Consider the following 19,469-nt stretch of genomic DNA (forward strand, 5'->3'; position numbering starts at 1 on the left):
GTAATCGGGTGACAGAGATTGACTGCGAGTGACTGCAGATCCATCCGTCGTCGACGTGAGGCACGCCCTTGACTTCCCATCTGCTCGCTCCACTCGACCTGGCGTTCTGGAACATCGAGTCCGACCGGCATCCGATGCACCTCGGCGCGCTCGGCGTCTTCGGCGCGCACTCGCCCACCGCCGGCGCCCATGCCGCCGACCTGCTCGCCGCCCGCGCCGCCGCCGTGCCCGGGCTGCGCCTGCGCATCCGCGACGTGTGGCAGCCGTTCGCCTTCGGCGGTGCCGCCCGGGAGCCCGACCCGGACTTCGACCCGCTGAACCACGTACGGCTGCACGCCCCGACCGCCGACTTCCACGCCGTCGCCGGGCGGCTCATGGAGCGCCCGCTGGAGCGCGGCCGGCCGCCCTGGGAGGCGCATGTGCTGCCCGGCGAGGACGGGATGTCCTTCGCCGTGCTGTTCAAGTTCCACCACGCCCTCGCCGACGGGCTGCGCGCGCTGAAGCTCGCGGCCGGCGTCCTCGACCCGATGGACCTGCCCGAGCGGGCGCCGCGCGCCATCGAGCCGCCGCGCGGGCTGCTGCCGGACGTGCGCAAGCTGCCGGGACTCGTCCCCGGGCTGGTCAAGGGCGCCCTGTCCGACGTGGGCCGGGCCCTGGACATCGGCGCCTCCCTCGCCCGCTCCACCCTCGGCATGCGGCCCGCCTCCGCGCTCACCTCCGCGCCGAGCGGCACCCGCCGCACCGCCGGGGTCGTGTTCGACATCGACGACGTGCACCGTGTGCGCAAGAGCGCCGGAGGCACCGTCAACGACGTGCTGATCGCCGTCGTCGCCGGGGCCCTGCGCCGCTGGCTGGAGGAACGCGGCGACTGCACGAAGGGCGTGGCACCCCGCGCCCTCATCCCCGTCTCCCGGCGCCGCCCGCGCACCGCGCACCCACAGGGCAACCGGCTCTCCGGCTACCTGATACGGCTCCCGGTGGACGAGCCGGATCCGTTCGGCCGGCTGCACACCGTGCGCACCGCGATGCTGCGCAACAAGGACGCGGGGCCGAACCGGGGTGCGGGTGCGGTGGCGCTGCTGGCCGATCACGTACCGGCGCTGGGCCACCGGCTCGGCGGACCGCTCGTCGGGCAGGCGGCCCGGCTGTGGTTCGACATCCTCGTCACCAGCGTGCCGCTGCCCGGGCTGGGGCTGCGGCTCGGCGGCCACGAGCTGAGGGAGGTGTATCCCCTGGCGCCGCTCGCACCGGGGCAGTCGCTGGCGGTGGCCATCTCCACGTATCGCGGGCGCGTGCACTACGGCCTGGTCGCCGATGCGCAGGCCGTGCCGGACCTGGACCGGTTCGCTCACGCGGTGTCGGCGGAGGTGTCGACGCTGCTGGCGGCGTGCGACGCGTGAAGCCCTTAGGGGATTCCGGGTTCCCACCCGCACCACCCGTGCGACGTTCGTCGCCGGGTGCGGGTGGCGCCTCGGGTTCGGTGCTGGTCCGTTCGGGTTTGGCGGGGAGCCGGTGCGCTCCGTAAAATTCCCCGTTCGAAGGCGGGCGCGAGTCGGAGCGCTGCGCGGTTGATCAGGGAAGCGGCAGCGCGATGACGGTGACAGAGGACGGCTCCATGGCCTCCATGGCCACGGAGGAAGTGGTCTACGGCCCCGGTATCGACCCCGAGCGGCTGGCCGTCTGCCTCAGCGTGCTGGAGGAGCTCGACACCATCGAGGTCGACCACCCGGACGCGATCAAGGTGCGCCGGGCCACCTCGCACATCTACCGGACGGTCAAGCAGCGCCGCCGCCAGGAGCGCCGGGCCGCCAAGACCGCGCACGACCGTGCCGTCACCGAGGCCACCGCAACCGGCTCCGCCGAGCGCATCGACGACGAGACCGAGGGCATCCTGCCCTCCTCCAAGGTCGAGGCGGGCAGGATCGCGGGCATACTCCAGCGCCCCCGCTCCTGCTACACCTGCAAGACCCGCTACGTCGAGGTCGACTACTTCTACCACCAGCTCTGTCCGGACTGCGCCGCCACGAACCGCGCCAAGCGCGACGCCCGCGCCGACCTCACCGGCAAGCGCGCCCTGCTCACCGGCGGCCGCGCCAAGATCGGCATGTACATCGCGCTGCGGCTGCTGCGCGACGGCGCGCACACCACCGTCACCACGCGCTTCCCCAAGGACGCCATCCGCCGCTTCAAGGCGATGGAGGACTCCGCGGACTGGCTGCACCGGCTCGAGGTCGTCGGCATCGACCTGCGCGACCCGGCCCAGGCCGTGGCCCTCGCCGAGCAGGTCACCGAGGCGGGCCCGCTCGACATCCTGATCAACAACGCCACGCAGACCGTACGCCGCCTGCCCTCCGCCTACGCCGCCCTCGTCGAGGGCGAGACCGCCCCGCTGCCCGCCGGTGAACTCCCCGCCCACCACGTCATCGGCGCCTTCAACTCCGGCGCCGTCGACGGCATCGCCGCGCTGCCCATCGGCACCAGCGGCCTGGACGCCCAGAAGGTCGCCGACCTCGCCCTCGTCGCCGGCAACGCCAGCATCGCCCGGCACCTCGAGGGCACCGCCATCGACGCCGGCGGCCTCGTCCCCGACGTCGTCGACACCAACACCTGGGTGCAGACCATCGACCAGATCTCGCCGGTCGAGCTGCTCGAGACCCAGCTGTGCAACTACACGTCCCCGTTCATCCTGATCAGCGCCCTGCGCCCGGCGATGGCGGACGCCGCGAAGAAGGCCTCCAGCGGCCGTGCGTACGTCGTGAACGTCTCGGCGATGGAAGGCGTCTTCAGCCGTGGCTACAAGGGCGCCGGGCACCCGAACACCAACGCCGCGAAGGCCGCGATGAACATGGTCACGCGGACCAGCGCCCAGGAGATGTTCGACACGGACGGCATCCTCATGACCTCCGTCGACACCGGCTGGATCACCGACGAGCGCCCGCACTACGACAAGCTGCGCCTCGCCGAGGCCGGCTTCCACGCTCCCCTCGACCTGGTCGACGGCGCCGCCCGCGTCTACGACCCCATCGTGCGCGGCGAGTCGGGCGAGGACCTGTACGGCGTCTTCCTGAAGGACTACGCGCCCGGCAAGTGGTGACCCGCCACGACCGGTGGCGGGTCGGGCACTCCGCGCAGGCCCTCCTGTGACGGACCGCCGGCCTGCCGAGGTCCCGCACCCCGGGCGTGGGAGGCCCCGCGCCCCGGGCGTCAGTCGACGGCGCCGAGCCGGGAGTGCCGGGCCGCCACCAGCTCCAGCACCGTGCGCCAGTCCTCCAGGACGCCCGCGTCAAAGCCCGCCGCACGGCCCTCCTCGTGGGCCTGCCGCAGCCGCAGCGCATCGTCGTCGGCCGGGCCCGCGCCCCCGCGCACCAGCCGGAACACCCGCTCCCCGAGCAGGGAGCGCACCGCCTCGGCCGTGGTGAGGGCCCGGTCCGGCCCGTCGCCCGGGCACAGGACCGGCCCGATGCCGCGTACCAGCCCCGCCACCTGGAGCTCCTTGTCGGCGGGGCGGCTGCGGCGCAGCAGCGCGGCGGTTCGCAGCGCGTGCTGGTGCCGTCCGGCGTACAGCAGATCCATCAGCTCCTCGACGCTGCGCAGCTCCATGCGTCAGTCCTTCCGCGAGTCAGCCGTTGCCGCTCATCAGCAGATCATGGCGAGCTTGCGACCCGGCCAACGGCACCTGAACTGCGCCACGTGTAGCCCGATCGGGTGATCGGATCCGGCGCCCGGGGGAGCGCGCCAAGGTAAATGGCCGCATATTAGGAGGCATTGGGGGGCGAAACGACTTCTGATAGTTACACCTTGTTTGCACTCCCGATCGAGCGCGAGCCCGCTCATTTGGGTAATCTGGAGGGGACGGGCAGCAGTACCGGGTCCCACCCAGACCCAGACGTCCGTACCGGCGCCACCGCGTCCGAACTGGCCTTCCATCCAGACCCGAGCGGGCGCCGAGTGCCGGAGCGCAGGCTGTCCGGCAGGCCCCCCGAGGGTGACCGACACATAAGGAGTGCGCGGTGACACCGGAGAAGACGAACAGCGATCAACGGCCCAAGGAACGCACGGAGCGCGTGGGCCGGCGCACCGGAGAACTCGGCAGCCTCGACGTGTGGGCCCGGTCCGCCCCGATCCGCCTGGCGGGCTACGAGGACGACCTCGCCGAACCCCACATCCTGCCCAGCGTGGACTGATCCCCGGGCCGGGCCCCGGCGTGCCGCGCGCATGGGCGTGACCTGACAGACCTGACAGACTCACGCCCATGCTGATCAGAGAAGCCGCGGCCGAGGACTGGCCGCGGATCTGGCCTTTCTGGCACCGGATCGTCGCCGCCGCCGAAACCTACGCCTGGGACCCCGAGACCTCCGAGGACGACGCCCGTGCGCTCTGGTTGAACCCCGCCAAGCGCGTCTACGTCGCCGAGGACACGAGCGGAGCCGTCGTCGGCTCGGCCTACCTCACCCCGAACTACGGCGGCCCCGCCGCCCGCGTCGCGAACGCCGGCTTCATGGTCGACCCCGACCGCACGGGCGAGGGCGTCGGCCGTGCCCTCGCCGAACACGTCCTCGCCGAGGCCAGGGCCCACGGCTACCGGGCGATGGTCTTCAACGCCGTGGTCGAGACGAACCCGGCCGTCCAGCTCTGGACCTCCCTGGGCTTCACCGTCCTCGGCACGGTCCCGGAGGCCTTCGAACATCCCCGGCACGGCAGGGTGGGCCTGCACATCATGTACCGGTCACTCGACCAGCCGGACGCATGAGCCGGGCGGCCGGAGCTCAGGAGCCGGACACCGGCGCCGTCCGCCGCCACGGACGCAGCGCCTCCAGTTCCTCCGCCAGCTCCAGCAGCACGGACTCCGAGCCCGGCCGCGCCACGAGCTGTACGGCGCAGGGGGCGCCCGAGGGAAGGGTGCCGAACGGGACCGACATCGCGGGCCAGCCGGTCAGGTTCCAGGGCGGGGTGAACGGGGAGTACGCGGTGTTGGCCAGCACATTGCGCAGCCAGCCGCGTTCGTGCCACGGGCCGGCCGCCGGGGAACGCCGGGCCAGGGCCGGGGTGAGCAGGACGTCGTACTCGGTGAAGAAGGGGGTCAGTCGGGCGCGCAGGCGATCACGGCTGTCCCCGGTGCGCACCGCGTGGACGAACCGCCGTCCCACCGCCGCGTGCACCCGGGTGCGCCGGGCCAGCCGCGCGGGGTCCAGGCCCTCGGCGTCCACCGCGGTCCCGGCCGTCCAGTGCCGCAGCGCGGTCACGCCGAGTGAGAGGGGATACGGCGGCTCGGCCCGCCGCACCTGGTGCCCGGCCCGCGCGAGCACCCCGGCCGCCTCCCGCACCGCGGTCGTATACGGTCTGCTCACGCCGACCCCGGCGAGCGGACTGCGCACGGCCGCGGCGATCCGCCGCCGCGGGGCCTCCGCCGTGCCCGGGAGACCCGTACCCGCCAGGACGTCCAGCATCAGTCGCAGGTCCTCGACCGTCGTGGCCAGGGGACCGTTCTCCGCCATGCCGAACCAGTCGCCGTTGCCGATGCCCGCCGGCACCACACCGTAGCCGGGCTTCAGCGTGACCAGGCCGCAGTTCGCGGCCGGTATGCGCAGTGACCCCATCCCGTCGTTGCCGAGCGCGATCGGTACCAGGCCCGCGGCCACCGCGGCCGCGCTGCCACCGGAGGAGCCGCCCGCCGTACGGGAGGTGTCCCACGGATTGCGGGCGGTGCCGTACGGCCCCTCCGTCGTGCCGAAGACACACAGCTCGGGCACGTTCGTCAGGCCCACGACCACCGCGCCGGCCGCCCGCAGCCGGGCCACCGTGACGTGATCCTCGGCGGCCGGGGTGTCGGGGGTGGCGGCGGAGCCGTCGCGGTGGGACTCGCCGCGCACCGCGAGGTTGTCCTTCACGGCCACGGGCACGCCCGCGAGCGGCAGTTCGGAGAGATCGGCCCGGGAGGCCACCTCGTCCGCCTCGGCGAGCGCCGCCCCGGCCCGCACCTTCCGGAACGCCCCGATCCGGCCGTCGAGCCGCTCGATCCGCGCGAGGTGCTCGGCGGCCACCTCCCGAGGCGTCACCCGCTTCTCGCGTACGGCGGCGGCTATCTCGGCGGCACTCCGCCCGGCCCAGTCACCCACGGGCACTCCTCGCTCGATCGTCGGCTACTCGCTGGTACGAATCACGGCGCAGGGAGAACTGTGCCCGGTCGGGCGCGATACGTCGAGACGCCGCTTCCGGCAAGGCATGCATCATCCGATCAATGCTTGAACTATGCCCTCCGGTAGGCCCGTTGACAGTCTCACGGCACCCCCACCATCATCAGACATCCGATGAATCGGAGTTAATGGGAGCCGCTCATGAGCATGTGTCCCAGACGTCTGATACTGGGCGCGGCAGCCGGCGTCACCGCTGCGGCCGCCCTGCCGCTCACCACAACCCCGGCGCGGGCCGCCGGACAGCAGGTCGCGTGGGCCACCGTCCCCGACCCGGTGCCGGTCCCGCTCGGCGCCCTCTACGACAACGACGGCATCGACACCGCCTCCGCCCGCGGCGGCGACTTCGACGGCTCCGGCTACACGTTCCCGGGCGACGAACTGCCCGCGGGCCGCATCGAGGTCGACGGCACCCCCTTCGACTTCCCCGCGTCGACGGCGGGCGCCAGGAACAACGTCGTCGCGCTCGGCCAGCGCATCGAACTGCCCCGGGGCCACTATCTGTCGGCCGCCTTCCTCACCGCCGGGAGTTACGGCGACGCGTCCGGCCAGGCCACCGTCCACTACGCGGACGGCTCCACCAGCACCGCCGGTCTCGGCGGCGCCGACTGGTACTCGGCGGGCGGCTCGCTGTCGGCGTCGTACCGCTACAAGCCGGACGGCACCAAGGACGAGCACACCGTCGGTATCGGGACGGCGGAGGTCTGGATCGACCCCCGGCGCGAGGCCGTCGCCTTGACCCTGCCGGTCACGAACCCCGCCCAGGCGAACAAGTCGTCCCTGCACGTCTTCGCCCTCTCCCTCCAACCCGTCGCCCAGGGCCGGGCGTTGGTCCTGCGCGATGCCCACGCCACCAACTCCCTGCTGGAGGCCACCGGCGCCCAGAGCGTCGAGGCCACCGTCGTCAACGCGGGCACGGTCCCGATCCTCTCCGGCGACGGCGTGTCCGTACGCGTCGACGTCCCCGGCGCCCGCACCGTAGAGCCCGCCCGTATCCACCGCCTCCACCCCGGCGAACAGGCCCGCGTCCGCATCGGCATCCGTAATGGCGCGGGCACAGCCCCCGGCACCCGGCGGGACGGCACGGTGAGCGTGCACGGTCGGGGCGCTCAAGTCGCCTCAACGCGAAGTGGGTTGACGCTGGGAGTGGCCGACTACCAGCCCACCGGGGCATCCCTCTCCGGCCACCAGGCGCCGTACTGGTTCCAGGGCGCCAAGTTCGGCATCTTCATCCACTGGGGTGTCTACTCGGTGCCCGCCTGGGCGCCGGTCGGCAAGCAGTACGCCGAGTGGTACTGGGACCAGATGCAGGACCCGGCCAATCCCACGCACGCCTACCACCGCGACACCTACGGCGAGGACTTCGCCTACGACGACTTCATCCCCCGCTTCACCGCCGAACGCTTCGACCCGCGTGCCTGGGTGGAGCTGTTCCGCGACGCCGGCGCCCAGTACCACGTCCTCACCTCCAAGCACCACGAGGGCTTCGCCCTGTGGGACACCAAGGTCTCCGACCGCAACGCGGTGAAGACGGGCCCGAAGCGGGACCTGGTGAGGGAGCTCTTCGACGCGAGTCTCCGCCACACCCCCGAACTCCACCGCGGCCTCTACTTCTCGATGCCCGAGTGGTTCAACCCCGACAACCCCTGGATGGGCCACGCGCCGCGCAATCCGTACACCCTGGAGCCCGTCCCGTACACGGGATACACGGCGGGCAGGGACTACGTGCACGACTACCAGGCCCCGCAGATGCTCGAACTGATCCACGGCTACGACCCGGAGATCATCTGGTGCGACATCGGCGGTGTGAACGACAGCCTCCATGTCCTCACCGAGTACTTCAACCACGCCAAGAACCGGGCCCGTCCGATCGACGTGACCGTCAACAACCGTTCGGGCATCGCCTTCCACGACTTCACGACGCCCGAGTACACGACGTACGCCAACACGGTCGTCGCCAAGTGGGAGTCCAGCCGGGGGCTCGATCCGTTCAGCTACGGTTACAACCAGGCAACCCCGGACGCCGCCTACATGACGGCCGAGGAGGTCGTGCACAGCCTCGTCGACATCGTCTCGAAGAACGGCAACTTCCTCCTGGACATCGGTCCGCGAGCCGACGGCACCATCGCGGAGATCCTGCAGACCCGGCTGCGGGAGACGGGCGCCTGGCTCAAGGTCAACGGAGAAGCGATCTACGACACGACCTACTGGTCGCGGATGGCCCAGCTCGGCGAGGACCTGCGGTTCACGGTCCGCCCGGACGAGGCGTTCTACATCCACTCGCTGGCCGAGCCGGGCCCGAAGCTGATCGTCGAGGCGCCGGTGCCGGTGCGGGCGGGGGACAAGGTGACCATGCTCGGCCACGACCGCCCCCTGACCTGGACCGTCACGAACGGTTCACTGGTCATCGACGTCCCGCAGGCCGCGCGGAGAGCGGGCCGGTACGTGTGGGTGTTCAAGGTGAACTGGGGGACTTGAGCGGGTGGGGCTCGGCGGTCCCGCGGACCCCGAGCCCGGTACGGGCCCCGTGCTGCCGCGCCCCGTCAGCCGTGGCACCGGTACCCCCACCGAGCGGGCCGGGGTGCCGTCCAGCAGGGCCAGCAGTTCGCGGGCCGCCGTGCGGCCGAACTCCGCGCTGTCCCGGGACAGCGCGGACAGCCGGGGGGTGACCATGCGGCACAGGGCCGAGTCCTCCCAGGAGACCACCGACACGTCCTGCGGGACCCGGAAGCCCAGTTCGGCGGCTGCGGCCACGCCGGCCACGGCCATCACGTCGTTGTCGTAGATGAGCGCCGTCGGGCCGGGCGCGTCGCCGAGAACGCGGCGGGTGACGGCGGCGCCCTGTGCGTCGGAGTAGTCCGTGGTGACCGAACGGACCTCGGTGAGCCCGCGCCGCTCCGCCTCCGCCCGTAGCGTGGCGATACGGCGCCGGGTGTGGGCCAGGTCGGGCAGTCCGGCGATGTGCACGATCCGGCGGTGGCCGAGCGCCGTCAGCTCGTCCACCACGGAGGCCATCGCCCCCGCGTCGTCCGCCCAGACCGTGGCCAGGCCGGGGTGCCGTACATCGGGTGCGCCGCCGATCACCACGGCGGGCAGCCCGAGTTCGTCCAGCAGCTCGGGGCGCGGGTCCTCGGCGCGCGGGTCGGCCACCAGGACGCCGTCCACCCGGTGCTCCGCCCACCAGCGCCGGTACACCGCGCACTCCTCGGTGACGTCCTCGGCCACCTGGAAGAGCAGGCCCAAGTGCCGTTCCGCGAGCGCCTCCTGGATCCCGGAGACGAGCTGCAGGAAGAAGGAGTCGACGCCCAGCGTGTGCGCGGGCCTGGCCAGTACGAAGCCGACCGTGGCCGCGCCCTCGCCGGACAGGGCGCGCGCGGCCGTGCTGGGGCGCCAGCCGAGCTGCTCGGCGACCCGGCGGACCCGCGCCCTGGTCGCCTCGGAGACGCCGGGGCGGCCGTTGAGCGCGAAGGAGACGGCGCTCTCGGAGACCCCGGCCCGCAGGGCGATGTCCTTCATCGTGGGCCGGCGTGCGGGGGACCGCTTGGTCGGCACGTTCCTCCCCCCTCCTGACGATGCTCGCTAATGCGCTTGAGTGTCAAGATCCTAAAGCGCATTAGTGAATGATGGCAAGACATCTTCCTTCTCTATCTGACCTGCACTAATGAAAGACCCCATTTCTTTAGTCCGGTGAATGCATTGACTTTCTTCGAACGGCGCGGGCAAGGTCTCTGGCGCCCCCCGACCGCCCGACACAGCAAGGGAGCCGTGTCACCGTGCCCATGTCCCGCAGAGCCCTCGCCGCCGCTGCCGTCGCCCTCGTCCTGCCGCTGAGCGCCTGCGGCTCGGGCGGCGCCGACGGCGGCTCGACCGACGCCTCCGGCAAGGTCGAGGGCGACATCACCTTCCAGACCTGGAATCTGCGCGCGAACTTCACGCCGTACTTCGACGGCCTCATAGCCGACTTCGAGAAGAAGTACCCCGGCACCCGTGTGAAGTGGATCGACCAGCCCGCCGAGGGCTACGCGGACAAGCTCAGCGCCGACGCCGCCGGCGGCACCCTGCCCGACGTCGTCAACGTCTCCCCGGACCTGGTCGCCCCGCTCGCCAGGGCGGGGCTGGCGATGGACCTGGACAAGGCTGCCGGCGCGTACAAGTCCGAGTATCTGCAGGGTGCTTGGGCCGGCCATCAGGTTCCGGGCATGACCGGCACGTACGCCTTCCCCTGGTACCTGAACACGGGCCCGCTCTTCTACAACAAGGCCCTGTTCGCAAAGGCCGGGATCAACCCCGACCAGCCGCCGAGGACGTACGACGAACTCTTCGCCGACGCCCTGCAGATGGCGAGGAGGAGCGGCGGCAAGGTCGCCACCCTCGCCAACGTGCCCACCATCGAGGACTTCGGCCGCTACGGCGTCACCCTGATGAACAAGCAGGGCACCGCGTTCGCCTTCAACGACACCAAGGGAGTCGAACTCCTGGCCAAGTACAAGGAGTTGTACGACGCCAAGGCCCTCGACCCGCAGGCACTGACGGCCACTCCGGAGTCCTCCGGCAAGAAGTTCCTCACCGGCGCCGTCGCCATGAACCCCGGCAGCGCCCTCGACCTCGACAACTTCAAGAAGAACGCGCCGAGCCTGTACCGGAACATCGGCATCACCGACCAGATCACCAGCACCGGGCACGTCAACATGTACGTGATGGGCGTGATGGTCAACTCCCGCACCAAGCACACCCCGGCCGCGGTCGCCTTCGCCCACTTCGTCACCGACGCGCAGAACCAGATGTCCTTCGCCAAGAAGGTCGCCATCTTCCCCAGCACCGCCGGCTCCCTGAACGACCCCTACTTCACCAAGGAGGACGGCACCGACGAGACCCGGATGCGCATCGCCGCCGCCAAGTCCCTGAAGACGGCCGTCAATTACACGCCCGTGCTGTTCAGCGACCAGATGAAGACGGCACTGCGCAACGAGGTGGCCAAGGCGCTCCAGGGCAAGGAGAGCCCCCGGCAGGCTCTTGACAACGCTGTCAACGCCGCCAACCGGCTGCTCCAGCAGGGCTGACCGGACATGGTCGCTCCCGTCCGCATCCGACGCCAGCTTCCCACCAGCCCCTGGCTGTTCGCCGCGCCCGGGCTGCTCGTCACCGGCGCCTTCGTGCTCTACCCGTTCGTCTCCACCCTGGTGAACTCCTTCACCGACCGGCGCACCCTGCTCCCGGGACACTTCGTGGGACTCGCCAACTTCCGCGAGCTGCTCCACGACGACATGTTCTGGACCGGCCTGCGCAACAGCACGCTGTACATCGCCGGGGTCGTACCCGCCCTGGTCGTCCTGCCGCTGCTGCTGGCGCTGCTGGTGCAGAGGAACATCCCCGGCATCACCTTCTTCCGCTCCGCCTTCTACACCCCGGTCGTCGCCTCGATCGTGGTCGTCGGGCTGATCTGGGTGTGGCTGCTGGACGAACGCGGACTGGTCAACTCGCTGCTGGAGACCGTCGGGATCGGCCGGGTCGGCTTCCTCAGCGACCAGTGGCTGCTCCTGCTGAGCGCGATGGCCGTCACAGTGTGGAAGGGCCTCGGCTACTACATGATCATCTACCTGGCGGCGCTCGCGAACGTGCCGCGCGAGCTCCACGAGGCCGCCGCCGTGGACGGCGCGGGACCGGTGCGCCGCTTCTTCTCGGTCACCGTGCCCGCCGTCCGCTCCACCATGGTGCTGGTCGCCGCGCTGTCCTCGGTCGCCGCGTTCAAGGTGTTCTCCGAGGTGTATCTGATGGCCGGCCCCGACGGCGGCCCAGCCGGCGAGGACACCACGCTCGTCATGCTCGTCCAGCGCACCGGCACCGGCCTGACCGGCCGCGTCGGCTACGCCTCCGCGCTCTCGGTCGTCGTGTTCGCCGTCACCGTCGCGCTCATGCTGCTGGTGCTGCGCGCCGACCGCCGGGAGGAGTCATGAGCGTCCTGGAGAAGGTACGGCCCGAGCCGCAGGTCACCGTGCGCAAGGAACCGCGCGTCACCGACGAACACGGCCGCCGTATCCGCGTCGGCGAGCTGGTCTGGCGCTATCTGCTGCTGCTCGCCGTCCTCGCCCTGACCGTCGGCCCGTTCCTGTGGCAGTTGTCCACCTCCCTCAAGGGCCCCACCGAGGACATCTACGGCTCACCGCCGAGCCTCCTGCCCGCACACCCCACCCTGCACAACTACACGCGGGTCGCCGACACCATCCCTGTCTGGGACTACGCCCTGAACTCCCTGAAGGTCGCCACCGCCAACGTCGTCACCAACTGCGTCGGCGCCTCGCTCGCCGGGTACGCCCTGGCCCGGCTGCGCTTCCGCGGCCGGCGCGTGACCACCCTGGTGTTCGTGCTGGCGATGCTCGTGCCCGTCGAGGGCATCGTCATCGCCCAGTTCACCACCATGCGCGAACTCGGCCTGAACAACACGCTCATCGGGGTCGTGCTGCCCGGCGCGATCGGCGCGATGAACGTACTGCTGATGCGGGGCGCCTTCCGCAACCTGCCGTACGAGATCGAGGAGGCGGCCTACGTCGACGGCGCCGACGTCTGGCAGCGGTTCCTGCGCGTCGCCCTGCCCTCGGTGAAGGGCACGCTGGCCGTGGTGGCGATCTTCGCCTTCATGGGTGCCTGGGACGACTTCCTGTGGCCCCTGATCGTGCTCAGCGACCCGTCCAAGTTCACCCTCACCATCGGCCTGAACTATCTGCACGGCACCTTCGCCAACGACGAACGCCTCGTCGCCGCCGGCACCGTGATCGCCGTCGCCCCGCTCATCGCGCTGTTCGCCTGCCTCCAGCGGTACTTCTTCCGCGGCGTCGGCGAGGGCGCCGTCAAGGGCTGAACACCCGTACACCACAAGGACACTCCATGCCCCCTGCCGTGCGCTTCGGCGTCAACTACACACCGAGCGAAGGCTGGTTCCACCACTGGCTCGACTTCGACCTGGACTCCGTGCGCGCCGACCTCGACGCGATCGCCGCGCTCGGCCTCGACCACATCCGCGTCTTCCCGCTGTGGCCCTACTTCCAGCCCAACCGCACCCTGATCCGCCCGCGCGCCGTCGAGCAGCTCGTGGCCCTCGCCGACGCGGCCGCCGAACGCGGCCTGCACGTCAACGTCGACGGCCTGCAAGGACACTTGAGCAGCTTCGACTTCCTCCCCGCCTGGACGCGCACCTGGCACCGGCGCAACCTCTTCACCGACCCCGACGTGGTCGAGGGCCAGGCCGCCTACCTCCGCACCCTCGCCGCCGCCCTCGCCGACCGTCCCCACTTCCTCGGCATGACCGTCGGCAACGAGGTCAACCAGTTCGCCGCCGGCCCCCACCCCGACCCCGACCGCGTCACGGCGGACGAGGCCGGGCGGTGGCTGTCGCGGATGCTGGCCGCCTGCGCCGAGGGCGCCCCGGACCGGCTCCATCTGCACGCCTCCTACGATGCCGCCTGGTACCAGGACGACCAGCCCTTCACCCCCGGACACTCCGCCCGGCTCGGGGATCTCACGGCCGTGCACTCCTGGGTGTTCAACGGCACCGCCCAGCGCCACGGGCGTACCTCCGTGCCGGCCGAGCACCACGCCGCCTACCTGGTCGAGCTGAGCAAGGCCTGGGCCGAGGAGCCGCACCGGCCCGTATGGCTCCAGGAGGTCGGCGCGCCCGCCCCGCTCGTGCCCGCCGCGCACGCGGCCGCCTTCGCCGAGGCGACGATCGGAAACGTCCTGGACTGCCCCGACCTGTGGGGCATCACCTGGTGGTGCTCCTACGACGTCTCGCGCGACCTCGCCGACTTCCCCCGACTCGAGTACGGGCTCGGCCTGTTCACCAACGACCGTGAGTCCAAGGACGTCGCCCGCGTGCTGGCCGAGGCGGCACGGCGCCCGCACACGGCCCCGGCCCCCCGCACCACGGCCCTCGTCGTCCCCGACGCCCCGGACCGCCGCTCCCTCTGCGCCCCCGGCGGAGCCGTCTTCGACGCCTTCTTCCGGCTCGTTGCCGACGGCGCCCGTCCCACCACCGTCCTCGACACCCGCGCGGACGACGAGGACCACCTCGCCGCGCGCGGCATCACCGAGGTCATCCCTCCCGACCAGGTACTCCCCACCCCACACGGAGGCACCCGCTCGTGAACCCCAGCAGACGCACCGTCCTGATCGCCGGCGCCGCCGCCGGCCTGTCCCCGCTGCCCGCCTTCGCGGCCGCCCGCCCCAGAGCCGGGGCGACCCCGCCGTACGCCTCCTACTGGTACCCGGACTCGCTCCCCGCCGGCAGCCCCGGCCCCGGCACCACATGGCGCAGCCTGAAGAGCTGGCGCGCGGCCGACGACCCCGACCTCGTCTTCAACGCCGCGTCCGTGCCGCTCGCCGCCCGCTTCGCCCCGACCCCGGCGAACACCACCGCCCGCTCCGGCCAGGCCCGCATCCAGGCCCTGGTCTCCTTCGGCCCCACGTCGAGCAACCCCTCCCAGGGCTCGGCCACCGCCGACTACTACGCCCTCACCCACTGGGCCTACCTGGACGAGCTGGTCTTCTGGGGCGGCTCGGCCGGTGAGGGCCTGATCCTCGCGCCGAACGCGCCGATCGTGGACGCGGCCCACCGGCACGGCGTCCCGGTGCTCGGGAACATCTTCCTGCCGCCGGTGGCCTACGGCGGACAGCTCCAGTGGACCCGGGACCTCGTGCAGAAGGACGCCACCGGGCACTGTCCGCTCGCCGCGCAGCTCGTCGCGGTCGCCGCGGCCCACGGCTTCGACGGCTGGTTCGTGAACGCCGAGACGGGCGGCGGGAACACCGCGCTCGGCCGGGCCATGCTCGGATTCGTCAAGGAGCTGAAGGCGCTCGCGGCGGCGCAGGGGCAGCGGGTCACCTGGTACGACGCGATGACCGTCAACGGCACGGTCGGCTGGCAGGGCGCGCTGAACAGCCAGAACCAGGCCTTCTTCCAGGCCGCCGACGACATGTTCGTGGACTTCCGGTGGAGCGCGGCCACGCTCGCCTCCTCGGGCACGAAGGCGGAACAACCGGGCCGCAGCCGCTACGAGTTGTGGGCCGGGATCGACGTCGAGTCGAACGGGTCCGACACGTCGGTGGACTGGGACGCGATCGTGCCGCCCGGCAAGCCGCACGTCGCCTCGATCGGCTTCTACCGGCCGGAGTGGACCCGCAACCACCTGCCCGCCGGCCGGCGCGCCCCGGAGGACTTCCACGCCGCCGACGACCGCTTCTGGACCGGGCGTTCGCTGGACCCGTCCCGGCCGGACGCGAGCGATCCGTGGCGGGCGCCGGCGGTGTCGGTCGCGGACCGGTCCACGGTGACCTCGCTGCCGTTCGCGACCGTGTTCAACACGGGGCACGGACTGCGCTGGTACGAGGACGGGTCCGTCACCTCGGACGCGCCCTGGAACCACCTCGGCCTCCAGGACCGGCTGCCCGCGCGGCGGTGGGTGGTGCGCACAGCGGGGGAGCGGCCGGCGGTGTCCTTCGACTTCGCCGATGCCTGGCGGGGCGGCAGCAGCGTGCTGGTGGAGGGTGAACTCGATCAACCGGTCGTGGTGGATCTGTACGCGACCCGGCTGCCGTTCGGTGTGAACACGGTTGTCGAGCTCACCTGCCGGACCGATGTCGGCGCTGTGAACGTCGAGCTGGCCGTGGCGACGGCCGAGCCGAGCAGTGCCGGGGCGACACCGCCGTACACCTATCTGGCTGTGAGCCCGGTCAACAGCGGCCTCGCTGTGAAGTCGGTCAACGGCTGGCACACCGTGACACTTCCGCTCACCGGGCTGACCGGCACGGGCGCCGGCACAGTCCACGCCCTCGGCGTCCGGCTCACCGCAACCGACGGTCCGGTGCGCTGGCGCCTCGGCGGCCTCGCCGTCCGGGACACCGTCGCCGCCCCCGCCGCCCCCACGGGCGCCCGTGTCACCGCCGCGACCGGCGGCGACCTCCGCCTCGCCTGGAACGCCGCCCCCGGTGCCGTCCGCCACTACGAACTGCACCGCATCCTCCCCGACGACACCCGCCGCTTCCTCGGCGGCACCTGCCAGCACGCCTTCTTCCTCACCGGCCTGCAGCCCGAGCAGGGGGAGAGGGCCGCACGATTCGAACTGCGTGCCGTGGGGGAGCTCTACACCACCTCGACCCCCGTCGACGTCACCCACCCCTGGTAACGACCGCACCCACCCGGAACCCGCAGGGAGCACCCCGCATGCATGACGACCGCACTCTGGTGGAAGCCCGCCTCAGGCGTGTCCTCGACGAACGCATCCGCCCCGCCGTGTACCCCGAGTCCGTCCCGCTGCAGGCCGCGGTGTGGCACGCGCCCGGCGAGCCCGTGCCGGTCGAGGAGGGACTCGCCGCCGAGCCGGAGCCCGTCGAGGTCGGCGCCCGCTGGGGTGCTCCCTGGGGCACCAGCTGGTTCCGGGTGACCGGGACCGTGCCCGAGGCGTGGGCCGGGAAGACCGTCGAGGCCCTGCTCGACCTGGGCTTCGACGAGAACATGCCCGGCTTCCAGTGCGAGGGCCTGGTCCACCGGCCCGACGGCACCCCGGTGAAGGGCCTCAACCCGCGCAACCAGTGGGTGCGCATCGGCGCCCCGGTGGCGGGCGGCGAGGAGGTGGTCCTGCACATCGAGGCCGCCTCCAACCCCGTCATCCTCGACTACCACCCCTTCCTGCCCACCCGGCTCGGCGACAAGGAGACGGCCGGCAGTGAGCCGCAGTACACCCTCACCCGCATGGACCTCGCCGTCTTCGACGAATCGGTGTGGCAGCTGGTCATGGACCTGGAGGTGCTCGGCGAGCTGATGGCCGAGCTGCCCGTGGACTCCGCGCGCCGCCACGACATCCTGCGCGCCGTCGAGCGGGCCCTGGACGCCGTCGACCTCCAGGACGTGAACGGCACGGCGGAGCGGGCCCGGCGGCAGCTCACCGGCGTCCTGGCGGCCCCCGCCGTACCGTCCGCGCACCGGATCAGCGCCGTCGGGCACGCACACATCGACTCGGCCTGGCTGTGGCCGCTGCGGGAGACGGTCCGCAAGGTGGCCCGTACGACCTCCAACATGACCGCGCTGATCGAGGACGAGCCGGAGTTCGTCTTCGCCATGTCCCAGGCGCAGCAGTGGGCCTGGGTGAAGGAGCACCGGCCCGAGGTGTGGGCGCGGGTGAAGAAGGCCGTCGCGGAGGGGCGGTTCGTGCCCGCGGGCGGGATGTGGGTGGAGTCGGACACCAACATGCCGGGCTCGGAGGCGATGGCCCGGCAGTTCGTGCACGGCAAGCGGTTCTTCCTCGACGAGTTCGGCATCGAGAACGAGGAGGCCTGGCTGCCCGACACCTTCGGCTTCGCCGCCGGACTCCCGCAGATCATCAGGGCCGCCGGATCCAAGTGGCTGCTCACGCAGAAGATCTCGTGGTCGCAGACGAACAGGTTCCCGCACCACACCTTCCGGTGGGAGGGCATCGACGGCACCCGGATCTTCACCCACTTCCCGCCCGTCGACACCTACAACTGTTCCATGAAGGGCAGCGAACTCGCCCACGCGGCCCGCAACTTCAAGGACAAGGGCCGCGCCCGGCACTCCCTGGCCCCCACCGGCTGGGGCGACGGGGGCGGCGGCACCACCCGCGAGATGGTCGCCAAGGCGTCCCGGCTGCGCGACCTCGAGGGCTCGGCCGCCGTCGTCTGGGAGACACCCCGCGCCTTCTTCGAGAAGGCCGAGGCCGATTACCCCGAACCGCCCGTCTGGGTGGGCGAGCTGTACCTCGAACTCCACCGCGCCACCCTCACCAGCCAGGCGAAGACAAAGCAGGGCAACCGGCGCAGCGAACACCTGCTGCGGGAGGCCGAGCTGTGGGCGGCCACCGCGGCCGTACACACCGGGTTCCCCTACCCCTACGAGGAGCTGGACCGGATCTGGAAGACGGTCCTGCTGCACCAGTTCCACGACATCCTGCCCGGCTCGTCCATCGCCTGGGTGCACCGTGAGGCCCGGGCGACGTACGAGCGGATCGCCGCCGGGCTGAACGACATCATCGGTGCGGCCCAGCGGGCCCTGGCCGGGGAGGGAACCCGGCACCTGGTCTTCAATGCGGCACCGCACAGCCGTCACGGTGTTCCGGCCGGCGGGGCCGCGGCGCCGCGCGTGCCGAAGGGAACGGAGGTGTCACCTCGGGCCGCGGGCGGCTACGTCGTGGGCAACGGCCTGCTCCGCGTCGAGATCGACGCCCACGGCCTGGTCGTCTCCGCGTACGACCGCGACGCCGACCGCGAGACCGTCGCCCCCGGCCGGGCCGCCAACCTGCTCCAACTCCACCCGGACTTCCCGAACATGTGGGACGCCTGGGACGTCGACGCCTTCTACCGCAACACCGTCACCGACCTCACGGACGCCGAGTCCGTCGAGACCGGCGAGGACGGGGTATCGGTGCGGATCGTCCGGAGCTTCGGCGCCTCCCGGGTCACCCAGGTGCTGTCGCTGCCGCCGGGCGAGCGGCGGCTGGTCATCGACACCGAGGTGGACTGGCACGAGACGGAGAAGTTCCTCAAGCTGGCCTTCCCGCTCGACCTGCACGCGGAACGGTACGCGTCCGAGACCCAGTTCGGGCACGTCTTCCGCCCCACGCACACCAACACCTCCTGGGAGGCCGCCAAGTTCGAGGCGTGCAACCACCGCTTCGTCCACGTGGAGGAGCCCGGCTGGGGTGTGGCGTTGGTCAACGACTCGACGTACGGCCATGACGTGACCCGCACGGTGCGCACCGACGGCGACCGCGGTACGACGACCACGGTGCGCGTCTCCCTGCTACGCGCCCCGCGCTTCCCCGACCCCGAGACCGACCAGGGCGTCCACCGCTTCCGGCACGCCCTGGTGCCGGGCGCCTCGATCGCGGACGCGGTCCGCGAGGGCTGGCGGATCAACCTGCCGGAGCGGCGGCTGACCGGCGCCCACGAGGTCGCGCCGCTGGTCACCGTCGACCATGACGCCGTCGTGATCACGGCGGTGAAGCTCGCCGACGACGGCAGCGGAGACGTGGTGGTCCGCTTCCACGAGGCCCACGGCGGACGGGCCCGGGCGACGCTCACGGCCGGTTTCGAGGTCGCGGACGCCACGGTGACGGACCTGCTGGAACGGCCGGCAGACGAGGGCGCACCGCCGGTGCGGGACGGCAATCGGATCGCCCTGGCGCTGCGGCCGTTCCAGCTGATGACCTTGCGGTTGCGCCGCCACTGACCCGAGGCGGGGCCCGCGTCGGTCCGCCGGGGGAAACGACCGGC

The 19,469-nt window shown here is 71.8% G+C and carries 14 protein-coding genes; 11 read left to right on the forward strand and 3 right to left on the reverse strand.

Features of this window, described 5'->3' with window-relative positions:
* Window positions 1-68 precede the first annotated feature (68 nt).
* Both ACFYZB_RS11550 and ACFYZB_RS11555 read left to right on the forward strand, forming a co-directional pair.
* Entirely contained in the window at window positions 69-1,400 is a 1,332-nt protein-coding gene (locus tag ACFYZB_RS11550) for a wax ester/triacylglycerol synthase family O-acyltransferase (protein ID WP_388757138.1), read from the forward strand.
* 191 nt (window positions 1,401-1,591) lie between these two features.
* Window positions 1,592-3,094, forward strand: a complete 1,503-nt coding sequence (locus ACFYZB_RS11555; protein ID WP_388757141.1) for an SDR family NAD(P)-dependent oxidoreductase — start codon at window positions 1,592-1,594, stop codon at window positions 3,092-3,094.
* Between the two features lie 110 nt (window positions 3,095-3,204).
* Here ACFYZB_RS11555 and ACFYZB_RS11560 read toward each other — a convergent pair whose 3' ends face one another.
* On the reverse strand, window positions 3,205-3,600 hold the full coding sequence (locus ACFYZB_RS11560) for a hypothetical protein (RefSeq protein ID WP_388757144.1): 396 nt from the start codon (window positions 3,598-3,600) through the stop codon (window positions 3,205-3,207).
* Window positions 3,601-4,010: 410 nt separating this feature from the next.
* On the opposite strand from ACFYZB_RS11560, the gene ACFYZB_RS11565 reads away from it, so the two are divergent.
* The gene (locus ACFYZB_RS11565) at window positions 4,011-4,184 is read left to right on the forward strand and encodes a hypothetical protein (protein ID WP_351208459.1); all 174 of its coding nucleotides are present in this window, start codon (window positions 4,011-4,013) and stop codon (window positions 4,182-4,184) included.
* Between the two features lie 68 nt (window positions 4,185-4,252).
* Window positions 4,253-4,750 (forward strand): GNAT family N-acetyltransferase, encoded by a 498-nt coding sequence (locus ACFYZB_RS11570; protein ID WP_388757147.1) that lies wholly within the window; start codon window positions 4,253-4,255, stop codon window positions 4,748-4,750.
* Window positions 4,751-4,766: 16 nt separating this feature from the next.
* Here the strand turns inward: ACFYZB_RS11570 and ACFYZB_RS11575 are convergent, their stop codons facing one another.
* A complete protein-coding gene (locus tag ACFYZB_RS11575) occupies window positions 4,767-6,116 on the reverse strand; it encodes an amidase family protein (RefSeq protein ID WP_351208461.1) in 1,350 nt (449 codons plus the stop codon).
* A 219-nt stretch (window positions 6,117-6,335) separates the two neighbouring features.
* On the opposite strand from ACFYZB_RS11575, the gene ACFYZB_RS11580 reads away from it, so the two are divergent.
* Complete coding sequence (locus tag ACFYZB_RS11580) at window positions 6,336-8,669, forward strand: alpha-L-fucosidase (protein ID WP_388757151.1); 2,334 nt, start codon at window positions 6,336-6,338, stop codon at window positions 8,667-8,669.
* Here ACFYZB_RS11580 and ACFYZB_RS11585 read toward each other — a convergent pair.
* Window positions 8,589-9,743, reverse strand: coding sequence for a LacI family DNA-binding transcriptional regulator (locus ACFYZB_RS11585; protein WP_388757154.1), 1,155 nt, complete (start codon window positions 9,741-9,743; stop codon window positions 8,589-8,591). The two genes, ACFYZB_RS11580 and ACFYZB_RS11585, sit on opposite strands and share 81 nt — an antisense overlap.
* 221 nt (window positions 9,744-9,964) lie before the next feature.
* On the opposite strand from ACFYZB_RS11585, the gene ACFYZB_RS11590 reads away from it, so the two are divergent.
* From ACFYZB_RS11590 to ACFYZB_RS11615, 6 genes are read left to right on the forward strand one after another with little or no spacing between them, the layout of a single operon-like run.
* Window positions 9,965-11,251: an ABC transporter substrate-binding protein gene (locus ACFYZB_RS11590; RefSeq protein ID WP_388757157.1), complete on the forward strand. Its 1,287-nt coding sequence runs from the start codon at window positions 9,965-9,967 to the stop codon at window positions 11,249-11,251.
* 6 nt (window positions 11,252-11,257) lie between these two features.
* Window positions 11,258-12,145 (forward strand): carbohydrate ABC transporter permease, encoded by an 888-nt coding sequence (locus ACFYZB_RS11595; RefSeq protein ID WP_388757160.1) that lies wholly within the window; start codon window positions 11,258-11,260, stop codon window positions 12,143-12,145.
* On the forward strand, window positions 12,142-13,047 hold the full coding sequence (locus ACFYZB_RS11600; RefSeq protein WP_388757163.1) for a carbohydrate ABC transporter permease: 906 nt from the start codon (window positions 12,142-12,144) through the stop codon (window positions 13,045-13,047). Before ACFYZB_RS11595 ends, ACFYZB_RS11600 begins: the two co-directional genes overlap by 4 nt.
* A 26-nt stretch (window positions 13,048-13,073) precedes the next feature.
* Window positions 13,074-14,330, forward strand: coding sequence for a glycosyl hydrolase (locus tag ACFYZB_RS11605; RefSeq protein ID WP_388757166.1), 1,257 nt, complete (start codon window positions 13,074-13,076; stop codon window positions 14,328-14,330).
* Window positions 14,327-16,366: an endo-beta-N-acetylglucosaminidase gene (locus tag ACFYZB_RS11610; protein ID WP_388757169.1), complete on the forward strand. Its 2,040-nt coding sequence runs from the start codon at window positions 14,327-14,329 to the stop codon at window positions 16,364-16,366. The genes ACFYZB_RS11605 and ACFYZB_RS11610 overlap by 4 nt, the downstream gene beginning before the upstream one ends.
* A gap of 38 nt (window positions 16,367-16,404) precedes the next feature.
* The gene (locus ACFYZB_RS11615; protein WP_388757172.1) at window positions 16,405-19,425 is read left to right on the forward strand and encodes an alpha-mannosidase; all 3,021 of its coding nucleotides are present in this window, start codon (window positions 16,405-16,407) and stop codon (window positions 19,423-19,425) included.
* Window positions 19,426-19,469 lie beyond the last annotated feature (44 nt).

The organism is Streptomyces sp. NPDC001852 (assembly GCF_042891825.1).
GTDB lineage: Bacteria > Actinomycetota > Actinomycetes > Streptomycetales > Streptomycetaceae > Streptomyces.

What these genes read in the sequence shown, in the direction of transcription:
- ACFYZB_RS11555 (WP_388757141.1), top strand. Translation starts at nt 1,592, where the DNA reads ATGACGGTGACAGAGGACGGCTCCATGGCCTCCATGGCCACGGAGGAA.
- ACFYZB_RS11560 (WP_388757144.1), bottom strand. Translation starts at nt 3,600, where the DNA reads ATGGAGCTGCGCAGCGTCGAGGAGCTGATGGATCTGCTGTACGCCGGA.
- ACFYZB_RS11570 (WP_388757147.1), top strand. Translation starts at nt 4,253, where the DNA reads ATGCTGATCAGAGAAGCCGCGGCCGAGGACTGGCCGCGGATCTGGCCT.
- ACFYZB_RS11580 (WP_388757151.1), top strand. Translation starts at nt 6,336, where the DNA reads ATGAGCATGTGTCCCAGACGTCTGATACTGGGCGCGGCAGCCGGCGTC.
- ACFYZB_RS11595 (WP_388757160.1), top strand. Translation starts at nt 11,258, where the DNA reads ATGGTCGCTCCCGTCCGCATCCGACGCCAGCTTCCCACCAGCCCCTGG.
- ACFYZB_RS11600 (WP_388757163.1), top strand. Translation starts at nt 12,142, where the DNA reads ATGAGCGTCCTGGAGAAGGTACGGCCCGAGCCGCAGGTCACCGTGCGC.
- ACFYZB_RS11605 (WP_388757166.1), top strand. Translation starts at nt 13,074, where the DNA reads ATGCCCCCTGCCGTGCGCTTCGGCGTCAACTACACACCGAGCGAAGGC.
- ACFYZB_RS11615 (WP_388757172.1), top strand. Translation starts at nt 16,405, where the DNA reads ATGCATGACGACCGCACTCTGGTGGAAGCCCGCCTCAGGCGTGTCCTC.